This window comes from Bacillus sp. JFL15 (assembly GCF_001184225.1).
Taxonomy (GTDB): domain Bacteria; phylum Bacillota; class Bacilli; order Bacillales; family Bacillaceae; genus Bacillus; species Bacillus siamensis.
On the sequence record NZ_KQ236689.1, the window covers coordinates 864,486 to 882,111 of the forward strand.

The 17,626-nt window shown below is 49.5% G+C and carries 17 protein-coding genes; 2 read left to right on the plus strand and 15 right to left on the minus strand.

Translation table 11 applies throughout. The features are described 5' to 3' along the window. Positions 1–13: 13 nt before the first annotated feature. Together helD and AD710_RS04335 are read right to left on the minus strand one after the other, a co-directional pair. Positions 14–2,329 carry an RNA polymerase recycling motor HelD gene (helD, locus tag AD710_RS04330; protein ID WP_049627364.1) on the minus strand — a complete coding sequence of 772 codons (2,316 nt, stop codon included), beginning with the start codon at positions 2,327–2,329 and terminating at the stop codon, positions 14–16. A gap of 153 nt (positions 2,330–2,482) precedes the next feature. Next, on the minus strand, positions 2,483–3,091 hold the full coding sequence (locus AD710_RS04335; RefSeq protein ID WP_016937932.1) for a trimeric intracellular cation channel family protein: 609 nt from the start codon (positions 3,089–3,091) through the stop codon (positions 2,483–2,485). Between the two features lie 225 nt (positions 3,092–3,316). Here AD710_RS04335 and AD710_RS04340 point away from each other — a divergent pair, with 225 nt between their 5' ends. Beyond that, on the plus strand, positions 3,317–4,117 hold the full coding sequence (locus AD710_RS04340; RefSeq protein WP_049627365.1) for a zinc-dependent metalloprotease: 801 nt from the start codon (positions 3,317–3,319) through the stop codon (positions 4,115–4,117). A 33-nt stretch (positions 4,118–4,150) separates the two neighbouring features. On the opposite strand, the gene AD710_RS04345 is transcribed toward AD710_RS04340, so the two are convergent. The 6 genes from AD710_RS04345 to csoR form a co-directional block, all read right to left on the minus strand. After that, positions 4,151–4,570: a disulfide oxidoreductase gene (locus AD710_RS04345; protein WP_013353605.1), complete on the minus strand. Its 420-nt coding sequence runs from the start codon at positions 4,568–4,570 to the stop codon at positions 4,151–4,153. Beyond that, a complete protein-coding gene (locus AD710_RS04350; RefSeq protein ID WP_049627366.1) occupies positions 4,560–5,231 on the minus strand; it encodes a disulfide bond formation protein BdbD in 672 nt (223 codons plus the stop codon). Before AD710_RS04350 ends, AD710_RS04345 begins: the two co-directional genes overlap by 11 nt. A gap of 117 nt (positions 5,232–5,348) precedes the next feature. After that, on the minus strand, positions 5,349–7,460 hold the full coding sequence (locus AD710_RS04355) for a heavy metal translocating P-type ATPase (protein WP_049627367.1): 2,112 nt from the start codon (positions 7,458–7,460) through the stop codon (positions 5,349–5,351). Between the two features lie 149 nt (positions 7,461–7,609). Continuing rightward, positions 7,610–10,039 carry a heavy metal translocating P-type ATPase gene (locus AD710_RS04360; RefSeq protein WP_049627368.1) on the minus strand — a complete coding sequence of 810 codons (2,430 nt, stop codon included), beginning with the start codon at positions 10,037–10,039 and terminating at the stop codon, positions 7,610–7,612. An 83-nt stretch (positions 10,040–10,122) separates the two neighbouring features. After that, positions 10,123–10,329 carry a copper chaperone CopZ gene (copZ, locus tag AD710_RS04365; protein ID WP_015240581.1) on the minus strand — a complete coding sequence of 69 codons (207 nt, stop codon included), beginning with the start codon at positions 10,327–10,329 and terminating at the stop codon, positions 10,123–10,125. Between the two features lie 75 nt (positions 10,330–10,404). Then, positions 10,405–10,710: a copper-sensing transcriptional repressor CsoR gene (gene csoR / locus AD710_RS04370; protein WP_013353610.1), complete on the minus strand. Its 306-nt coding sequence runs from the start codon at positions 10,708–10,710 to the stop codon at positions 10,405–10,407. A gap of 137 nt (positions 10,711–10,847) precedes the next feature. Here csoR and AD710_RS04375 point away from each other — a divergent pair, with 137 nt between their 5' ends. Beyond that, on the plus strand, positions 10,848–11,888 hold the full coding sequence (locus AD710_RS04375) for an oxidoreductase (protein WP_049627369.1): 1,041 nt from the start codon (positions 10,848–10,850) through the stop codon (positions 11,886–11,888). A 42-nt stretch (positions 11,889–11,930) separates the two neighbouring features. Here the strand turns inward: AD710_RS04375 and azoRB are convergent, their stop codons facing one another. From azoRB to AD710_RS04410, 7 genes are all read right to left on the minus strand, one after another. Next, positions 11,931–12,566: an FMN-dependent NADH-azoreductase AzoRB gene (gene azoRB / locus AD710_RS04380; RefSeq protein WP_003151719.1), complete on the minus strand. Its 636-nt coding sequence runs from the start codon at positions 12,564–12,566 to the stop codon at positions 11,931–11,933. A 193-nt stretch (positions 12,567–12,759) separates the two neighbouring features. Beyond that, positions 12,760–14,088 (minus strand): LLM class flavin-dependent oxidoreductase, encoded by a 1,329-nt coding sequence (locus AD710_RS04385; RefSeq protein ID WP_049627370.1) that lies wholly within the window; start codon positions 14,086–14,088, stop codon positions 12,760–12,762. Continuing rightward, positions 14,085–14,372, minus strand: a complete 288-nt coding sequence (locus AD710_RS04390) for a glutaredoxin family protein (RefSeq protein ID WP_045925956.1) — start codon at positions 14,370–14,372, stop codon at positions 14,085–14,087. Before AD710_RS04390 ends, AD710_RS04385 begins: the two co-directional genes overlap by 4 nt. A gap of 2 nt (positions 14,373–14,374) precedes the next feature. Continuing rightward, positions 14,375–15,391 carry an LLM class flavin-dependent oxidoreductase gene (locus tag AD710_RS04395; RefSeq protein WP_049627371.1) on the minus strand — a complete coding sequence of 339 codons (1,017 nt, stop codon included), beginning with the start codon at positions 15,389–15,391 and terminating at the stop codon, positions 14,375–14,377. Continuing rightward, positions 15,388–16,167: an amino acid ABC transporter ATP-binding protein gene (locus AD710_RS04400; protein WP_016937923.1), complete on the minus strand. Its 780-nt coding sequence runs from the start codon at positions 16,165–16,167 to the stop codon at positions 15,388–15,390. Before AD710_RS04400 ends, AD710_RS04395 begins: the two co-directional genes overlap by 4 nt. After that, complete coding sequence (locus AD710_RS04405; RefSeq protein WP_049627372.1) at positions 16,164–16,871, minus strand: amino acid ABC transporter permease; 708 nt, start codon at positions 16,869–16,871, stop codon at positions 16,164–16,166. Before AD710_RS04405 ends, AD710_RS04400 begins: the two co-directional genes overlap by 4 nt. Before the next feature lie 15 nt (positions 16,872–16,886). Continuing rightward, positions 16,887–17,609 carry an amino acid ABC transporter permease gene (locus AD710_RS04410; RefSeq protein WP_016937921.1) on the minus strand — a complete coding sequence of 241 codons (723 nt, stop codon included), beginning with the start codon at positions 17,607–17,609 and terminating at the stop codon, positions 16,887–16,889. Between the last annotated feature and the right edge of the window lie 17 nt (positions 17,610–17,626).

Sequence of the window (17,626 nt, forward strand, 5' to 3'; positions counted from 1 at the left end):
TTGGGCAAAGGGCTTACACGAATAAGCCGGCGGGCACTTCGTTTATAAAAGGAGAGAGTTCTCCCGGAGACAGCACGGTCAGATGATGCATCGCCCGCGTGCAGGCCGTATATAAAAGCTTGCGGTCATGCCCGCTTTTATACTGAGCAGCAGAGGCGTCAACGACAATGACGGCGTCAAACTCAATGCCTTTTGCCAAATACACGGGAATGACGCATACCCCTTTTTGAAAAGGCTGGTTTTCTTTATTGATCAAACGGACACCGCTCCCGGCGCTGACTGTCTGAAACACTTTTTCCGCTTCCGCGGCCGTTTTGCAGATGACAGCGATCGTCTCCCGGCCTTTTTGCCTGAGCTCCCGTATTGTTAGAGTCAATTGCTCGCGGCGCTCTTTTTCAGTATCCGCCCGCAGAACCCGCGGTTTTTCCCCGTTCCGGTTAAAAGGCTCAATGTCATCACCGTCAGCCAGCAGCGCTTTCGTAAATTCAACAATCTGCCGCGTCGATCTGTAAGTCCTCTTCAGGCTGACATACTTTTCTGCGCCATTGCGGAAGCAGCCGGCGAGTGAAGAAGGACCGGTAATGGTGTGTGCATAAATCGACTGGCTGACATCACCGAGCACCGTCATTTTTGCAGCCGGGAAGATGCTTTGAATATACGTGAGCTGAAAAGAGGAATAATCCTGCGCTTCATCAATGAAAACGTGCTTCATTTGTGTGTTTATTCTTTTTCCTTCTATCAGGTCCTGCAAATACAGATACGGAGCGGCATCTTCATACGGGAGCGACCGTTCTGCAAATGCGCTGCGGGTTAAAGCCCCGATGCTCTGCCAATGATCGGGCTTTTCATCAGCTCCCCAGTCTGAAAACAGCCGGAGGTACATCCGTTTTATATCGAGAAAGCCGAGCTGTCTGACGGCCTGTTTAATCGGTTTAAAGGCTTTGCGGACAATAATGGCGCCAAGCAGGCGCTGTTCACGCTGATGGTCGTCAAATGCAGGTTCATCATCCGCCGCTTGCTTCTTAAGTTTTTGATAAACCTCAGCATAATCTTCTTTATCAAGCAGCTCACTCTCCTGCAGCACCCATTCCTTCTTACGCTCCTTTTTTTCGAGTGCGCTGATTTCCGTAAGAAGCCATTCCGCCGTCAGCTCCGCTCTGTTCGGAATCGGCAGCTGCTTATCAAGCGAATAAAAATAGGCTTCAATCCGCTCTTTTGAAATCAGGATGTCTCCCCGGAAGCTGATCTGTTTACATATCAGGCCGGAGACCGAAAGCGACCCGGCATAACGGTCAATCATGGCCTGAAAAGCTGGTGACGCTTTGTAAGCAATGGCTGCGAGTCTTACGGAAAGGGCGTCCTGATTCTGCTCGGTCAGGCAATATTCGAGCTGTTCGTACGGGCTTTCACATTCAAACTTTCGTCCGAGCCGGCGGGCGATATATTCCTGAAACGTGGCCTGTTCCATATTTTCTTCTCCCAGTTCCGGCAATACGGCGGAAACGTAACTGTTGAACAAAATGTTCGGAGAAAACAGCACTATCTGACGGGCGTCAAGCACACCGCGCCCGCGGTACAGCAAGTAAGCGGCCCGCTGAAGCGCCGCGGATGTTTTCCCGCTTCCGGCGGCTCCCTGAACGATGAGATATTTGCTTTTTTCATCACGAATGATTTCATTCTGTTCTTTTTGGATGGTTGACACGATGTTTTTCATCTGCTGGCCGGAATGGCCGCTCAGCACCTCTTGCAGCATTTCGTCACCAATCGTCATATCCGTGTTAAACATCGCTTTAAGCGTCCCGTTTTTAATAATAAACTGCCGCTTCAGTGTAATGTCTCCTTCTATCGTTTCTTCCGGAACTTCATAGCGGGCTTTTCCCGGGGAATATTGATAGTAAAGAGATGAAATGGGCGCACGCCAATCGCAAATGAGAAAATGCTCATTGTTTTCATCCATTAAAGAAGTCAGCCCGATATAAATCTGCTCGGCAGAGGACTCCCCTTTTTCCGTAAAATCGACACGGCCGAAGTAAGGAGAGGCTTTCAGCTTTTGGATTTTTTGAAGCTGCCGGTATTGAAGCCGATGCGTCCGTTCACGTTCTGAAAGCATTTCAGCCTGCTGTTTAATGCTTGAAAATGTTTCCGCCGCTTCATGGGCATCATCCAAATTAACCGTGACATCATCCCAAAACGTTTTTCTCAGGCCGACAATATCCTGCTTCAATCCGCCCGATGATGCTTCAAGACGCGTTTGTTTCTGATCCAGTTCCTTCATGACAAAATTGATTCTTTCCTGCTCTTCTTTCCATTCTTCATCACGTTTTGCCATCAGCGGCACCTCCGACATCAAGCTGACAAATCCGGCTTTCTTTACACAAACATATTATTCATCATTATAGTCAAATACCCTTTTTCTTATCATATCGGGCGTCTTTTTTATCCGTTATGCAAAAAAACCGATTTCTTTTATGAAATCGGTTTTTTACTGATCTATATGATAGGAACGAATCGGCAGGCGCCACCTGAAAACATAACTGCAGATGCGGCATGCCACAAGCACAAGGAACAGCACATACAAACCTGCGGCATTCCCGGCCCAGCCGAGGCCCACGATTAATCCTCCGAGTGCGGCCCAGACTGCATAAATTTCCGACTTGAGCACAAGGGGCTTCCTGCCCGCGAGCAGATCCCGTATGATGCCGCCCCCGCTTCCGGTCAGCACCGCGGCCGCAACCACTGCACTGAGCGGATGGCCCATTTTCACGGCATACAAAGCGCCTTGGATGGCAAACGCCGAAAGCCCGATGGCATCGGATAAGTTGCCCCATTTACTCCAATGTCTTAACAGCAGCTTCGGAAATAAAAAGACAATCGTAACTGATGCGAGAGCGATTTGAAAAAACGCGCCTTGCTCCCACAAGGCGGAGACCGGAACACCGATCAGCAGGTTTCGGATGGCTCCGCCGCCGAACGCCGTTACAATCCCCAAGATATACACGCCTAAAATATCATACTCCTCTTCCATCGCAACAATCGCTCCGCTGACCGCAAACGCAATGATGCCGATTACACTAAGCAGCTCCCAGGCCATTCCATATGCTCCTTTTTATTTGTTAAATTTTCTGACGACCATTAGATTTTATAATCGCTTTCTCTTAAAATCAACCTTAATTTTGAAAGATTCTGATCCCAAAATCGGGACAACTGCATTCAGCATGGCTGGAGGAGAGAATATTTTCCTATTTTGTACTATATTAGGAGGTTTATTGGAAGTTTCATTGAATACCTTCTCTTAACAAAAAAGGGGGGTTATAAGATGAAAATCAGTTCACTTGTTTTTCCAGTTTTATTGGCCGCCGGATTAATTCCTGGCCTGCCGTCAGCCGAAAACCATACGCATTCGCACACTCATGCGGAGCCGGCCAAAACGGTGTATACGGACCCGCTTCCGAAAGCCGATCATTTTAAAGATCTGAAAGGCCCGGTTCAGATTGAACAGACGGTTGATACAAAAATTCTGGATGAAAACGGTAAGCAGGTCGGCACGAAACGATTCGACGCTAATGTCAATCAGGATAAAGCCTCAACTAAAGCCAGTACAGGCTCCCAGAAGGTCAGAGTACTGGCGGTGGCGGACGCTGAATACCGCGCCAAATACAACGACTGGCAAACGCGAATCGTCCAGATCGTGGAGCAGGCTGATGTCGCCTTCAATCGTGATCATAACATTGATTTTGTCGTACAGGCCGTGCAAGCCTGGAATTCCTCCGGCTCAAACAGTTCTCAGATTTTATCGAATCTTCAAAGCAGCTTCAGAAATCAAAATTATCATTTTGTCGTCGGTTTTACCGCAAAATCGAGTTTTGACGCCGGCGGTATCGCGTATGTATATAACGGCAAACCGAGCGGCCCGGCTTTCAGCGTGAACCTAGATCAAGGAACGGCCAACACGGCGAAAGCGGCCCAGCACGAGTTTTCCCATAATTTCGGACTTCAGCATGACGCCCAAGGCAGCGGCATCCGCTGCGTCATGAATTATGATTATGCCTATTCCGTAGATATTTGGGACAGTTCCCATAACAGACAGATTGAGACAAACAAAGCTTGGTACAGATAATAGAAAAAGAGCCGCTCCCATGGAGCAGGCTCTTTATTTTGCCGTGCGTTCCGCTTTGACAAAACACATGCAGACAATAATGAGAATAAATGCCGTCAATGCTAAGAATGGAATGGTAATAAAACCGAACCAGTTAATATATTCAGATGAGCAAGGCACGCCGTAGACGCATGGCTTGATGCCGCTGAAACCGGGCACCTTCTGCTCAAGGTAATGCATGATCGATATAAACGCACCGATGACGGCCATCGGGAGCACATATTTTTTCACGCGCGTGTCACCCTGAAAGGTGGCGATTCCTAAAATCAGGACAAGCGGGTACATGAGAATTCTTTGATACCAGCACAGCTCGCACGGTATGAATTTTCTGATCTCGCTGAAATATAGGCTGCCGAGCATGGCAACAAGAGCTATTACCCAAGAAGCATATAAAAATACGATTCTATTTTTCATTTTTCAGCTCTTTCTTAATCGTTTTTGAAATCTCCTCATAATTAGCGAAGTCTTTAATCACTTTGTCATTTACGTAAATCGTCGGTGTCGCCGTGATATTTAATTTATCATTCAGGTCAGTGTCAGCTTTCAGCTCTGTTGCGAAGGTTTCTTTATCAAGGTTTTCCTTCAGCTTGTCAGGATCAACCTTTTTCGCGGTGCTTTTGACCGTCTTTTCAAGCAATGCAGGCGTGACCCATTCCTGTTCGCTTGACGGCTGCTCTTCAAACAGCTTTTCATGGAAAGCCCAGAATGATGCCGGGTCTTCCTTCCACACCTCTTCTGAAGCAAGTGCCGCCAGACGCGAGCCGGTTCCGTGGAACATGACGTTCACAAATGAAAATTTCACGTCGCCTTTATCGATAAAATCTTTTTTGATTTTCGGAAAGATATCGCTGTTAAATACTTTGCATGACGGACATTTGTAATCTCCGAATTCAACTACCGTCACAGGCGCGCTCTCTTTGCCGAGCACGGGCTGTCCTTTAATGGAAGGCTGTTCGGCGGCTGTTTCGCCCGCTTTTTCCGTTTGGTTGTTAATAATTACGATGGCCGCAAATAAAACGACAACGATTAACGTCAGAATCACCGCAAATTTCGCAGACGATTGTTTCTTTTTCACTCAGACACCTCATTGTTTTTAAAATAAAAAAGAAGCGGATGCCGGATGGCCCGCTTCTCTATTTTACCAAGACAACCTTGTTTAAGAAAACCCTGAAAAACGAATTATCTTTGACAATTATTCCGCTTTCACTCTCATAACGCGCATTGCGTTGGCAACGGCGATCAGCGTAACACCTACATCTGAAAAAACCGCTTCCCACATGGTGGCGAATCCGAATGCGCCAAGCAGGAGAAAAATGATTTTCACGCCTAAAGCAAATCCAATGTTCTGCCAGACGATCCGGCGTGTGCGGCGTGCAATCCGGATGGCTTCGGCTGCTTTTGACGGCTGGTCTGTCATCAGGACGACATCGGCCGCTTCGACGGCGGCATCAGAACCGAGAGCCCCCATGGCAGCTCCGATGTCAGCTCTGGCAAGCACAGGCGTATCGTTAATCCCGTCACCGACAAACATCAGTTTTTCATTCGGTGCAAGCGCCGCTTCGAGTTCTTCGACTCGGTCTACTTTGTCACCCGGCAGCAGTTCTGTATACACGTCATCAATACCGAGCTCGCGGCCGACCGCTTCACCGGTCTGCTTTGAATCACCCGTCAGCATCACTGTCCGTTTGACGCCGAGCGCTTTTAAACGGGCAATGGCCTGTTTGGCGTCCTCTTTGATTTCGTCGGCGATCACGATCGCCCCCGCATACTGCTGATCAACGGCGACATAGACGACGGTTCCGTTATTTTCAGCTGTGCCGAAAGCGATTTGTTCTTTTGCCATCAGTTTTGGATTTCCGGCCAAAATCGTTGATCCGCCGGTTTTCACCCGAATGCCGTGTCCGGGTATTTCTTCATATTCTTCAATCTCCTCATCCGCGAGCGGTTGATTGTAAGCCTCACGGATGGATGAAGCTATCGGATGATTGGAATGGACTTCGGCAAGCGCAGCCGCATGAAGCAGGCTGTCTTGCGTAAATCCTGCCGCCGGTTTGATATCAGTAACGGCGAAATTGCCTTTCGTTAAGGTTCCCGTTTTATCAAACACGGCGTATGCCACCTGATTGAGCGCTTCTAAATAGTTGCTGCCTTTCACGAGCACCCCTGCTTTAGACGCGGCTCCAATACCGCCGAAAAACCCGAGCGGAATGGAGACGACGAGTGCGCACGGACAAGAAATCACAAGGAAAATCAGCGCCCGGTACACCCAGTCGGACAACGCGGCTGACGGCACGAGAAGCGGCGGTAAAAAGGCGAGAAGCACCGCAACAATGACAACGGCCGGTGTATAGTACTTGGCAAACTTCGTAATAAAGTTTTCCGTTTTCGCTTTACGTCCGGCCGCATTTTCGACCAGATCCAATATTTTTGATACGGCGGAGTCTTCATATCCTTTAGAGGTTTCAATATGAAGCACGCCGTTCTGGTTCATAAATCCGGCCATCACATCTTGCCCCGGCTCCGCTTTTCTCGGCACGGATTCGCCCGTTAAAGCGGATGTATCAACCATCGAGGAACCGCTCAGCACCTTTCCGTCCAGCGGAATCCGTTCTCCGGGATTCACGACGATGACCTGTCCGACTTTGACGTCCTGCGGCGGAACGGCAGCCATACCGTTTTCCGTTTTCACATTGGCGTACTCAGGACGGATGTCCAATAACGCGCTGATCGATTTTCTGGATCGGCTGACGGCCGCTCCCTGAAACAATTCACCGATTTGGTAGAACAGCATGACTGCGACGCCTTCCGGATACTGATGAATGATAAATGCGCCGATTGTCGCAAGCGCCATCAGAAAATGCTCATCAAATACCTGGCCGCGGACAATATTTTTTCCCGCTCTGGCTACGATATCGCCGCCGATGATCAAATATGAAGCAAAAAAGAGCAGAAACTCAAGGACGGCGCCTGTGTGCGCGAAGTAAGCGATGACGGCCAAAACGGCACCCGCCGCCAATCTCACTAACATCAGCTGCAGCTTTTTGCGGTATTCATCCTCTCCGGGTTTGTCTTCATGTTTCGAACGGACGGTCACATGAGGATCAATGGACTTTACTTTTTTTGCAACTTCATCTTTCATCCATTGCTCATCTTTGCCCCCGGCCGAAACCGTAATGGTGCTTGCCGCAAAATTGACAGCACAGCCGTCGATGCCGTCAATGGCTTTTACGCCGTTTTCTATTTTTTTTGCACAGTTGCTGCAATCAAGTCCGTCTAACACAAATTCACCTTTTGCCGCTTTCATTTTCGACTCACCCTACTTTCCGTAATAGGATTCCCATAATATCAATGCAGCTAAACGAAATTATATATATGAGCATATGTTCATATAGTTGTTTTCTATATTATATGCAAGTTTTGAATAAAGTGTCAATAAAAAAGACAAAACCGGCATCAGCCGATTTTGTCTTTTTTCACCTTCTGTAAACGCAAAGCATTAAGGACGACCGATACCGAGCTGAACGCCATGGCGGCGCCTGCCACCCACGGAGCCAGAAAGCCGGCTGCCGCAATCGGAATGCCTATGATGTTGTAGCCCAATGCCCATCCTAAATTCTGCTTGATGTTTCTCATAGTCAGCCTGCTCATGCCGATGGCGTCGGCAATGCCGTTCAGGTCTCCGCGGATCAGCGTAATGTCCGCTGCTTCCATTGCGATATCGGTGCCGGTGCCGATGGCCATCCCGATATCGGCCACAGCCAGCGCCGGAGCATCATTGATGCCGTCGCCGACCATTGCCACGCGCCGGCCTTCTTTTTGCAGCCGGGAAATCTCCGCTGCCTTTTGTTCGGGAAGCACTTCGGCAATCACGCTGCTGATGCCTGCGGCTTTAGCAATGGCTTCCGCCGTCTTTTGGTTGTCACCGGTCATCATGATGACGTCAAGGCCCATATCCTTCAGGCGTTTCACCGCAGCCTGAGATGTTTCTTTGATCGTATCGGCGACTGCGATAAGCCCCGCCACTTTGCCGTCTGCCGCAATGAGCATCACCGTTTTTCCTTCCGCCTCCAAGCGGGTCATGTGCGGAAGCAATGCACTATGCTCAATGTGTTCCGATTCCATCAGCCGTCTTGATCCGGCAAGAATCGTTCTCCCGTCAGCCTCTGCATAGATTCCGGAACCGATCCGGGCTTGGAAACGGGTTAGTTTCGGAATGGAAATCCCGCGTTTTTCGGCTCCTGAAACGATGGCTTCTCCAAGCGGGTGCTCCGATCCCGCTTCAGCGGCGGCCGCCAGCCGCAGGAGCTCCCCTTCGTTCATTCCCGCTGCCGGTACGGCGTCTGTCAGCACCGGTCTGCCGTTTGTCACCGTTCCGGTTTTATCCAGTACGATTGTCGTCAGACGCTGGGTCTTTTCTAAGTGCTCTCCGCCTTTAAAGAGAATGCCGAATTCAGCGGCGCGGCCTGAGCCCGCCATAATGCTCGTCGGAGTGGCGAGCCCGAGTGCGCACGGACAGGCAATGACAAGCACGGCGATGAATTTGCCGATCGCTTCAGAAAACTGTCCCGGAGACGCCCATACATACCAAATGAGAAAAGTCACCACGGCCAATCCCAGCACAATCGGGACGAAAATGCCTGAAATGTGATCCGCGAGCCGCTGAATGGGTGCTTTTGATCCTTGGGCTTCTTCCACGATTTTAATAATGTGTGCAAGCGCGGTATCTTTCCCGACATTCACCGCTCTGATTTTGAGAAAGCCGTTTGCATTGATCGTCGCCCCAGTGACGGTGCTCCCCGGAGACTTATCTGCAGGCATGCTTTCTCCCGTAATCATCGATTCATCAATCGCGGAATGGCCTTCAATCACTTCGCCATCGACAGGAACGCGTTCTCCCGGTTTCACATATACGATGTCCCCCGTCCGGACCTCGTCAATCGGAATCACCTGTACCTTCCCTTCCCGCTCAACAGCCGCCGTCTTCGCCTGAAGCTTCATTAACTTTTTAATCGCTTCTGATGAGCGGCCTTTTGCTTTCATCTCTAAAAGCTTTCCAAGCAAAATCAAAGTCAGCAAAATGGCGCTCGTTTCATAATAAAGCCCCTCGGCATGGCCGTTTCGCCCGAGAGACGCAATCGTCATGTACAGGCTGTACGCGTAAGCGGCTGTCGTTCCGAGGGCAACGAGAACATCCATATTGGCGCTTTTGTTTCTCAGCGCCTTGTACGCTCCCGTATAAAAAGGCCAGCCGATGACGAGCTGCACCGGGGTGGCAAGCGCGAATTGCAGCCACGGATTCATCAGGATATCCGGCATCCAGATAAAAGAAGTAAAAGAAAAATGGCTGACCATCGACCATAGAAGCGGAAAGGAGAGAACGGCAGAAAATATCAGCCTGATCAGCTGTTTACGCTGCTCTTTTTCCTTTTGAGATAACCCGCCGTCTTGGCCGTCCGCTTCCTTATCTTCTAACCGGTAGCCGAGTTTTGCCACGGTCTCTTTCAGTTCTTTCGGTGTCACTTCTTTAGGGTTGTATTCAACGGAGACCGTTTCAAGGGCGAAATTCACCGGCGCGTTCACAACGCCCTCTATTTTGTTCAGGCGCTTTTCAATCCGATTGGCGCAGGCGGCACACGTCATGCCTTCAATCTGAAAATCGGCTTTTTCCGTCACGACGTGATAGCCGAGTTTTTCAATTTTATCCTTTATGGCGCCAGCTTCGATTTTGTCAGGCTGATAGGAAATATTTGAGGTCTCAAGCGCAAGATTGACGGAAGCGTCATTGACGCCGTCCATCCGTTTCAGTCCTTTTTCAATTCTTGAAGCGCAGGCGGCGCATGTCATGCCTCCCACTTGAATAGTCATTTCTTTTGGTTCACTCAATGCCCTCACCTCTTCTCACAAACCCCCAGGGGGTATCATTTTCATAAAAGAAAACCGCGCCCGTTCCCGAAGCGCGATAAACCTTATACGACGTCATACCCTTGATCTTCAATCGCGTCTTTTATATCTGATACGGAGACTTTGTTCTCATCAAACGTCACATCCACCTGTCCGGCTTCCAATTTCACCTGAACCGCCGTCACTCCGTTCAGTTCTCCTACTCCGGTCTCTACTGCTTTGACGCAGTGCTGACAGGACATGCCTTCGACTTGCAGTGTTTTTTGTTCCATGATGATTCCCTCCACGTCTTGTTTTTTCTTCTTCATGTTACCATACCCCTGTAGGGTATTTCAAAACTTTTTATTTCATGATTTCGCGATTTTTTTCACGACATCCAGCAGCTCGGCAATCGCCTGCTCCCCGTTTCCGCTTTCAATGGCGCCGGCTACGCAGTGATGGGCGTGATCTTCCAGCAGATGAAACGCGACTTTCTGCATGGCCGCCTGAACGGCTGAAATCTGCACGAGAATATCCACGCAATATCGTTCGTTTTCCACCATGTTCTGAATGCCCCTGACTTGGCCTTCAATCCGTTTCAGCCGGTTCAGAATCTGGTCTTTTTCCTTGGCGCTTTTATGATTTAACGATTGATGTTCGGTATGTTTGTCCATTTTCCACCTCGTTTTTTTCTTCGTTATCTTCATTATACAGACTTGAAAAACCGGTGTAAAAAATTTTCAACACACAAGTTTTACCAGTACACCCGCGGGGTATATATTGTTATCACATATCAAGAGGGGGAAGTTCATTGAAAACGATACAGGTTGGCATATTAGGATATGGTTTGTCGGGGAAAGTCTTTCATGCGCCGCTTTTGGACGTCCTTGATGATTATCAGATCAAAAAAGTCATGACCTCCAGAACGGATGAGGTCAAACGTGATCTGCCGGGGGCTGAAGCCGTGCGCACGATTGAAGACATCACCGGAGACCCTGACATTGATCTCGTCATCGTTACGACACCGAGCGGAATGCATTATGAATCAGCGATGAAATGTCTCCTTGCGGGGAAACACACCGTCGTGGAAAAGCCGATGACGGCGACTTCAGCAGAAGCGGAGGAGCTGAGAAGAACGGCTGAAAATAAAGGCGTCTTGCTGAGCGTGTATCACAACCGGCGCTGGGACAATGACTTTTTAACGATTCAAAAGCTGATTCGGGACGGGGCGCTTCAAGACATTCATACATATCAAGTCAACTACGATCTATACAACCCGGTTGTACAAGAAAGATGGCGCGAAAAAAGCGGACCCGCCACGGGAACACTGTATGATCTCGGTTCACATATTATTGACCAGACACTCCTGCTTTTCGGAATGCCGGAATCCGTCACCGCACATGTGATGAAACAGCGGGACAACAGTGAAACGGCCGATTGGTTTCTGGCCGCCCTCCATTACGGCAAACTTCAGGTTATTCTTCAATCCGGCTCCATGAATGCGGCAAGCGGCCCGCGCTATCAGATTCACGGACGGAATGCAAGCTTTATCAAATACGGAAAGGACGGACAGGAAGCTGCGCTTTCAGCCGGCCAAAAGCCGATTGACGAGAACTGGGGCGCCGATGACCCTGACAGCTTCGGTGAGCTGACAACCGCAGCGGATGAAAAAAGACATACAGAAACAATCCCCTCTGAGAACGGATCTTACCTTACGTACTACAAACGGCTGGCAGACAGCATCTTAAACGGAAAACCGCTTCCTGTTACGGCGGAAGAAGGCATCGATGTCATCCGTGTCATTGAAGCGGTGATGAAAAGCAGCGAACAAAAACGGACGATCGCACTTTAATAAAAAACCCCCCAGCCGTATCAGCTGGGAGGTTTTTTTAGATTAGAATGATTTTCCGGCTTCTTTCGCGCGGGCAATCGCATCTTCTTTAATTTGCTGTGCTTTATTCGGTTCAGCATTATGACCTTCAACGATTAATCCGTCGAAAGAAGGAACGCCGAAGAAGTTCATCATGATGCCGATGTAACGGTGGCCCATTTCCATGTCAGCCGCCGGGCCTTCAGAGTAATAGCCTCCGCGCGCCTGAATGTGGAGCGCTTTTTTGTCTGTCAACAGACCGATCGGGCCTTGTTCTGTATATTTGAATGATTTTCCGGCTACAGCTACAGAATCAAGGTACGCTTTCATAACAGGCGGGAATGAGAAGTTCCAAAGCGGTGTAACGAATACGTATTTGTCAGCAGATGCGAATTGATCGCTCAGCTCGTTCAGACGGCCGACTTTCGCTTTTTCATTTTCAGAAAGCTCTTCAAAACCTGTGCCGGATTGAAGTTTTCCCCAGCCGCTGAATACATCCGCGTCGATATGAGGAATGTTTTCTTTGTAAAGGTCGATATGTACAACCTCATCATTCGGGTTTGATTCTTTATAAGAATCGATAAACGCTTTTCCTGTCGCCATGCTGTAAGATGTCTTTTCATCATGAGGATGAGCAGTGATATAAAGTACTTTTGCCATTGTAAACAGCCCTTTCGTTTTCAGATTACACACATATTTATTATGAAATATGAATGTTTTTTTATACTGATCAGTTCTGTAATAATTATAGTTACAAAAAAATCTTTTAGCAACAATAATATCTCGAAATCAGTATATTTTTTTGAAATGCTTTAATGACGGGGGTTTGAAGCACCAGAAAAAGCAGAAACATTTAGTTTCTGCTCAAAATCGGATTTGGTTTGCAGACCGGAATATCCAATCCGAGATTCCCCCGCAGTGTATCCGCCGGATAGCTTTTTCGGTACAGCCCCTTTTCCTGAAGGATCGGTATGACATGATCTACAAAGGCTTCAAGCATGCCCGGGATGTCAGAGTGAATGATAAACCCGTCCGCCGCTTCCCGCTGAAACCATGTTTCAATTAATGATGCCACACGTTCCGGTGTCCCGATAAAGTTGGTTCGCGGAAACGCCGCTTCGCGCGCCACTTGACGCAGCGTAAGATTCCGGGCTTTCGCCTCTCTTTTGATACGGTCTGTCGTGCTTTGAAACGCGTTTTTTCCGACGTCGCCCAAATCAGGAAACGGCTCATCCAATGGAAATCGGCTCAGATCATAATCGTCAAAAAATCTGGCCACATATTTAACGGCGTTCTCTATCGGAATCAGCTCGGCGAATTCCTGATATTTCGCTTCCGCTTCTTCTTGTGAGCCGGCTATAATCGGACTGATTCCCGGAAAGATCCGCAGTTTGGAAGCGTCCCGGCCATAATCCGCCGCCCGCTTCTTCACATCATCATAAAAAGCTTTCGTTTCCTCAAGTGAATTGGAGTGCGTAAAGACTGCATCGGCATTCCGCGCGGCAAACGACCGGCCGGTTTCTGAAGACCCCGCTTGGAAAACGACCGGCTCTCCCTGTTTGGACCGGCCGATATTCAGCGGGCCCTCCACTTGAAAATACTCGCCTTTGTGATACAGACGATGCAGTTTGTCAGGATCAAAAAACTGTCCGGTTTCTTTGTTGCGGACGAAGGCATCTTCTTCCCAGGAATTCCACAGACCGCGCACCACGTCCACATGTTCTTGGGCGATGGCGTAACGCCGGCTGTGGTCGGGAAGGCTTTCCTTGCTGTGATTGCGCGCAGCCCCCGCCTGCGGAGAAGTGACGAGATTCCAGCCCGCCCGGCCGCCGCTGATATGGTCAAGAGACATGAGCTGTCTTGCGATGGTGAACGGCTCAGTGAACGATGTGGAAAATGTACCGATTAAACCAAGATGGGTTGTAGAAGCGGCAAGCGCCGATAAAATGGTGATCGGCTCAAACCGATTTAAGAAATGCGGGATGGACTTTTCAGAAATGAACAAGCCGTCCGCAATAAAAGCAAAGCTGAACAGCCCTCTTTCAGCGGTCTGCGCTTTTTGCCTGTAAAACGCCGCATTCGTGCTTGCTGACGGATCGACGTCGGGATGACGCCACCCGTCCGTTGTACCGCCGACACCGTGAATCATGGCTCCGAATTGAATAAGATCCGTCCGGCTCATTTTCTCTCCCCCTTTTTTCCCTCGTAATCGGCAAGCGCCCGTTCTACGTGTTCAATGCCGACTTGAGTAACGGCCTGATACACCCGCCTGTCACCGCTGCCGATTTCAACGACGGGGACATGGCGGATGCCGTACTTAGTGTGAAGCACGTCACGCAATTCATCCCGCTCCGTCACATCAATTGTTTCGTACGCAATGGCCTTTTCCCGCAAATATCCTTTCACTTCCTCGCAATACGCACAGCCCTTTTTGCTCCAAACCACTACATTTGCTTCATGACTCATGTTCATCCCTCCTGTAATTGTGCGGCCGGCTGCACCGCTTCGCTTAACAGCCGATAAGACAGCCGTTTTTCTTCAGCGTTTTTGATAGGCGACAAAATCACAAAATCGGTAATGCTGTATTGAACGGATAATCGTCGCAGCTCGGCGGCGGTCTCTTCTTTTGTCCCGGCAATCACACCCGTCTTTTGTGTGATCGGCTTATATGGCTGCGTAACTTGTTCAAGAAACGCATCCGCTTGTTTTCGGGAAGCGACATTCACCTTTTTGCCGTCTTCGAGAATGATTTTGACCGATTCACGCGATACGACGTGTTTTTCCGCTTCCGCTTTTGTATGCGCGGTAAAGACCATCGGCGCAAGGTGGAATTCCGCTTTTGCCCCTTTCGGCAGATGTTCGTCAAAGGCTTGGCGCGCTTTTTCTAACGCAGCGTCTTCACCGTTTATGAAATAGGCGAAAACGAAGGAAATGCCGAGTTTGGCCGCTGTGATCGCGCTTTCTGTGCTGCCGCCGAGCAAAAAGATGTCAGGCGCATACTCAGTATGCGGAGCCGGCCGCAATGACGCGTAGCGATGCGAGTCCGGAAAATCATTGCGGATGAAATGAGTCAGCTCCTCAAGCTTTTCTTCAAATAAACGGGCGGGCTGAATAAGCTCGCGCTGCAGCGCATCGGTTGACAGCTGAAATCCGCCGGGCGCTTTGCCGACACCGAGCGCTATACGGCCGGGGGCAAGGGCGGACAAAACCCGGAACTGCTCCGCCACTTTATAAGGGCTGTAATGCTGCAGCATCACCCCGCCGGATGCGAGGCGGATTTTTTTCGTACTGGCGGCCAGATACCCCAGGACAATTTCCGGTGCTGATCCCGCTATCTCTTCATTGTTATGATGCTCCGCCGCCCAGAAACGGTCATATCCGTATTGTTCGGCCTCTTGAGCCAATCTCACCGTTTGCCGCAAAGCTTCTTCTGCGGTTTGGTTTTCCGCGGTGACACTTTGGTCTAAAATGCTTAAACGAATCATACGACAGGCTCCTTTATGTGTTCTTTTATGTCATAACCGTAATCAGGAAGAACGCGGCGGAGGAACTTCTTCGTTCTTTCTTTTTTCGTCTTGTAAAAGACCTCCTCAGGCGTTCCTTGTTCCACGATTGCGCCTTCATCCATAAACACAATTTGGTCGGACACTCTTCTGGCGAATTCCATTTCATGAGTAACAATGATCATGGTGGCCCCGGTCCGCACAATGTTAAGCATCACCTCAAGCACCTCGCCGACAAGCTCCGGATCGAGGGCTGCGGTCGGTTCATCAAACAGCATCACATCAGGATGAATGGCAAGCGCCCTGGCAATTCCGACCCGCTGCTTTTGGCCTCCCGACAGCTGATTCGGATAGGCGTGCAATTTATCCTGAAGCCCCACCTTGGCCAGTTCCCGCTCCGCAATGGCGTACGCATCTGTCTTTTTCATTTTCCTTGCGACCGTCAGGCCTTCCATGACATTTTGAATCGCCGTTTTATGCGAAAACAAATGATATTGCTGAAAAACCATCGCCGTCTGTTTCCTCAATCTGAGAATGTCTTTTTTGGCCGGCTTTTTGCAGTTAATGACTTCACCATGTACGGAAATGGCGCCCTCATCCGGCCGCTCAAGTAAATTAAGGCAGCGCAGAAACGTTGTTTTCCCCGAACCGCTCGGACCGATGATGGTCACGACTTCCCCTTTCCGGACACTTAAATTGATCCCTTTTAGCACGTGATGACTGCCAAAATGTTTCTGAATGTTTCGGATTTCGATCATACTGCGCCTCCTTGATATCTGGCCGCTCTTTTTTCCGCCAAAGTGTTTACGGCCTCGAGAATCAGCGTTAATCCCCAATAGATGACGGCCGCCCCGATAAATGCTTCCAAAAACGCATAGTTATCGGATGCCGCAATCGTCGCCGTTCCTGTAATTTCAGGCACTGCAACGATTGCTGCGATTGAAGTGGTATGCAAAAAACCAATGCCTATGTTGGTGAAATTCGGCAGTGATATCATGAACGCCTGCGGCAGAATCACGCGCCGAATCATCTGGCCCCGCGTCAGGCCGATTGAATAAGCCGCCTCCGCCTGCCCCGTATCGACGGCCATGATCCCTGATCGGAGAATTTCCGTCATATAGGCGCCTGCCGTTAATGACAGTGCCATGATGACAAACACGGCGACCGGAATCTGATTGGCCGACCAGCTGAGATGAAAGGCGCGGCTGAAATGATCGGCAATCAGCGGAACGCCTAAATAAATCAGCATAATATGGAGAATCGCCGGGGTGCTTCGAAAAAAAGACACGTAAAACGCTGAGCAGGCAAGCAGCCATTTGATGCGGAATATACGCACTGTGATATTGGCGAGACCTATGAAAAATCCGGCAATAATCGGAATGACCGTCATTGCCAGTGTAAGCGGAACGGTTTTCATCATTTGTTTTATCGCAGTGCCGATAAACGGAATGTCCAGCTCCAATGTTCTCCCTCCTTTTCAGCTGTGCGCGCTCATGTCAAAAACCGTCACAAGGCGCGTCTCATCTTTCTTGATTCGTTTTTCACACCATCTGAAGACACATTCAAATAAAAGGGCGGCTGCGTAATACAAAACAGAAAGCGAGATATACACTTCAAGAGAATGATTGCTCGACGTTATCAATGTCTGACCTCTGCCCGACATATCCATCACTCCGATTGAAAAAGCGAGTGACGTATCTTTTAAAAAACCGATCACCATATTCCCGATGTTGGGAAAAGCCTGCACGAGCGCCTGCGGCAGAATGATGCGCCGGAATGTCTGCACCCCGTTCAGCCCGATGCTGAACGCCGCCTCCGCCTGCCCGCGGTCAACGCTGTTCACACCTCCCCTGATGATTTCCGCCGCTCTTGCCGCACTGCTCAGCGCGTACGTGGCGATGGCCGCATACAAAGGGTCCATTTTGGAAGTGTCAATTCCGGCGAGCGCCGTGAGCGCCGGAATGCCGTAAAATACAATAAACAACTGCACCATAATGGGCGTTCCTCTGAAAAAAGAGATATACAGCTTCGCGATCTGATTCAGCACGGGAATGCGATAGATCCGGGGCAGCGCCAAAAGCAGCCCCAATAGAAAGCCGAACAGCAAAGACACCGCCAATATATACAGCGTGACGGGCAAATACCCGAGCAATGTCGGCACAAAGGATGCGATCATACTGATATCAAACGCTTTTTCCATTGCCGATCCCTCTCTTT

What these genes read in the sequence shown, in the direction of transcription:
- azoRB (WP_003151719.1), bottom strand. Translation starts at nt 12,566, where the DNA reads ATGGCAAAAGTACTTTATATCACTGCTCATCCTCATGATGAAAAGACA.
- AD710_RS04345 (WP_013353605.1), bottom strand. Translation starts at nt 4,570, where the DNA reads ATGAAAAATAGAATCGTATTTTTATATGCTTCTTGGGTAATAGCTCTT.
- AD710_RS04410 (WP_016937921.1), bottom strand. Translation starts at nt 17,609, where the DNA reads ATGGAAAAAGCGTTTGATATCAGTATGATCGCATCCTTTGTGCCGACA.
- AD710_RS04390 (WP_045925956.1), bottom strand. Translation starts at nt 14,372, where the DNA reads ATGAGTCATGAAGCAAATGTAGTGGTTTGGAGCAAAAAGGGCTGTGCG.
- AD710_RS04355 (WP_049627367.1), bottom strand. Translation starts at nt 7,460, where the DNA reads ATGAAAGCGGCAAAAGGTGAATTTGTGTTAGACGGACTTGATTGCAGC.
- helD (WP_049627364.1), bottom strand. Translation starts at nt 2,329, where the DNA reads ATGGCAAAACGTGATGAAGAATGGAAAGAAGAGCAGGAAAGAATCAAT.
- AD710_RS04335 (WP_016937932.1), bottom strand. Translation starts at nt 3,091, where the DNA reads ATGGCCTGGGAGCTGCTTAGTGTAATCGGCATCATTGCGTTTGCGGTC.
- csoR (WP_013353610.1), bottom strand. Translation starts at nt 10,710, where the DNA reads ATGGACAAACATACCGAACATCAATCGTTAAATCATAAAAGCGCCAAG.
- AD710_RS04395 (WP_049627371.1), bottom strand. Translation starts at nt 15,391, where the DNA reads ATGATTCGTTTAAGCATTTTAGACCAAAGTGTCACCGCGGAAAACCAA.
- copZ (WP_015240581.1), bottom strand. Translation starts at nt 10,329, where the DNA reads ATGGAACAAAAAACACTGCAAGTCGAAGGCATGTCCTGTCAGCACTGC.
- AD710_RS04385 (WP_049627370.1), bottom strand. Translation starts at nt 14,088, where the DNA reads ATGAGCCGGACGGATCTTATTCAATTCGGAGCCATGATTCACGGTGTC.
- AD710_RS04400 (WP_016937923.1), bottom strand. Translation starts at nt 16,167, where the DNA reads ATGATCGAAATCCGAAACATTCAGAAACATTTTGGCAGTCATCACGTG.
- AD710_RS04340 (WP_049627365.1), top strand. Translation starts at nt 3,317, where the DNA reads ATGAAAATCAGTTCACTTGTTTTTCCAGTTTTATTGGCCGCCGGATTA.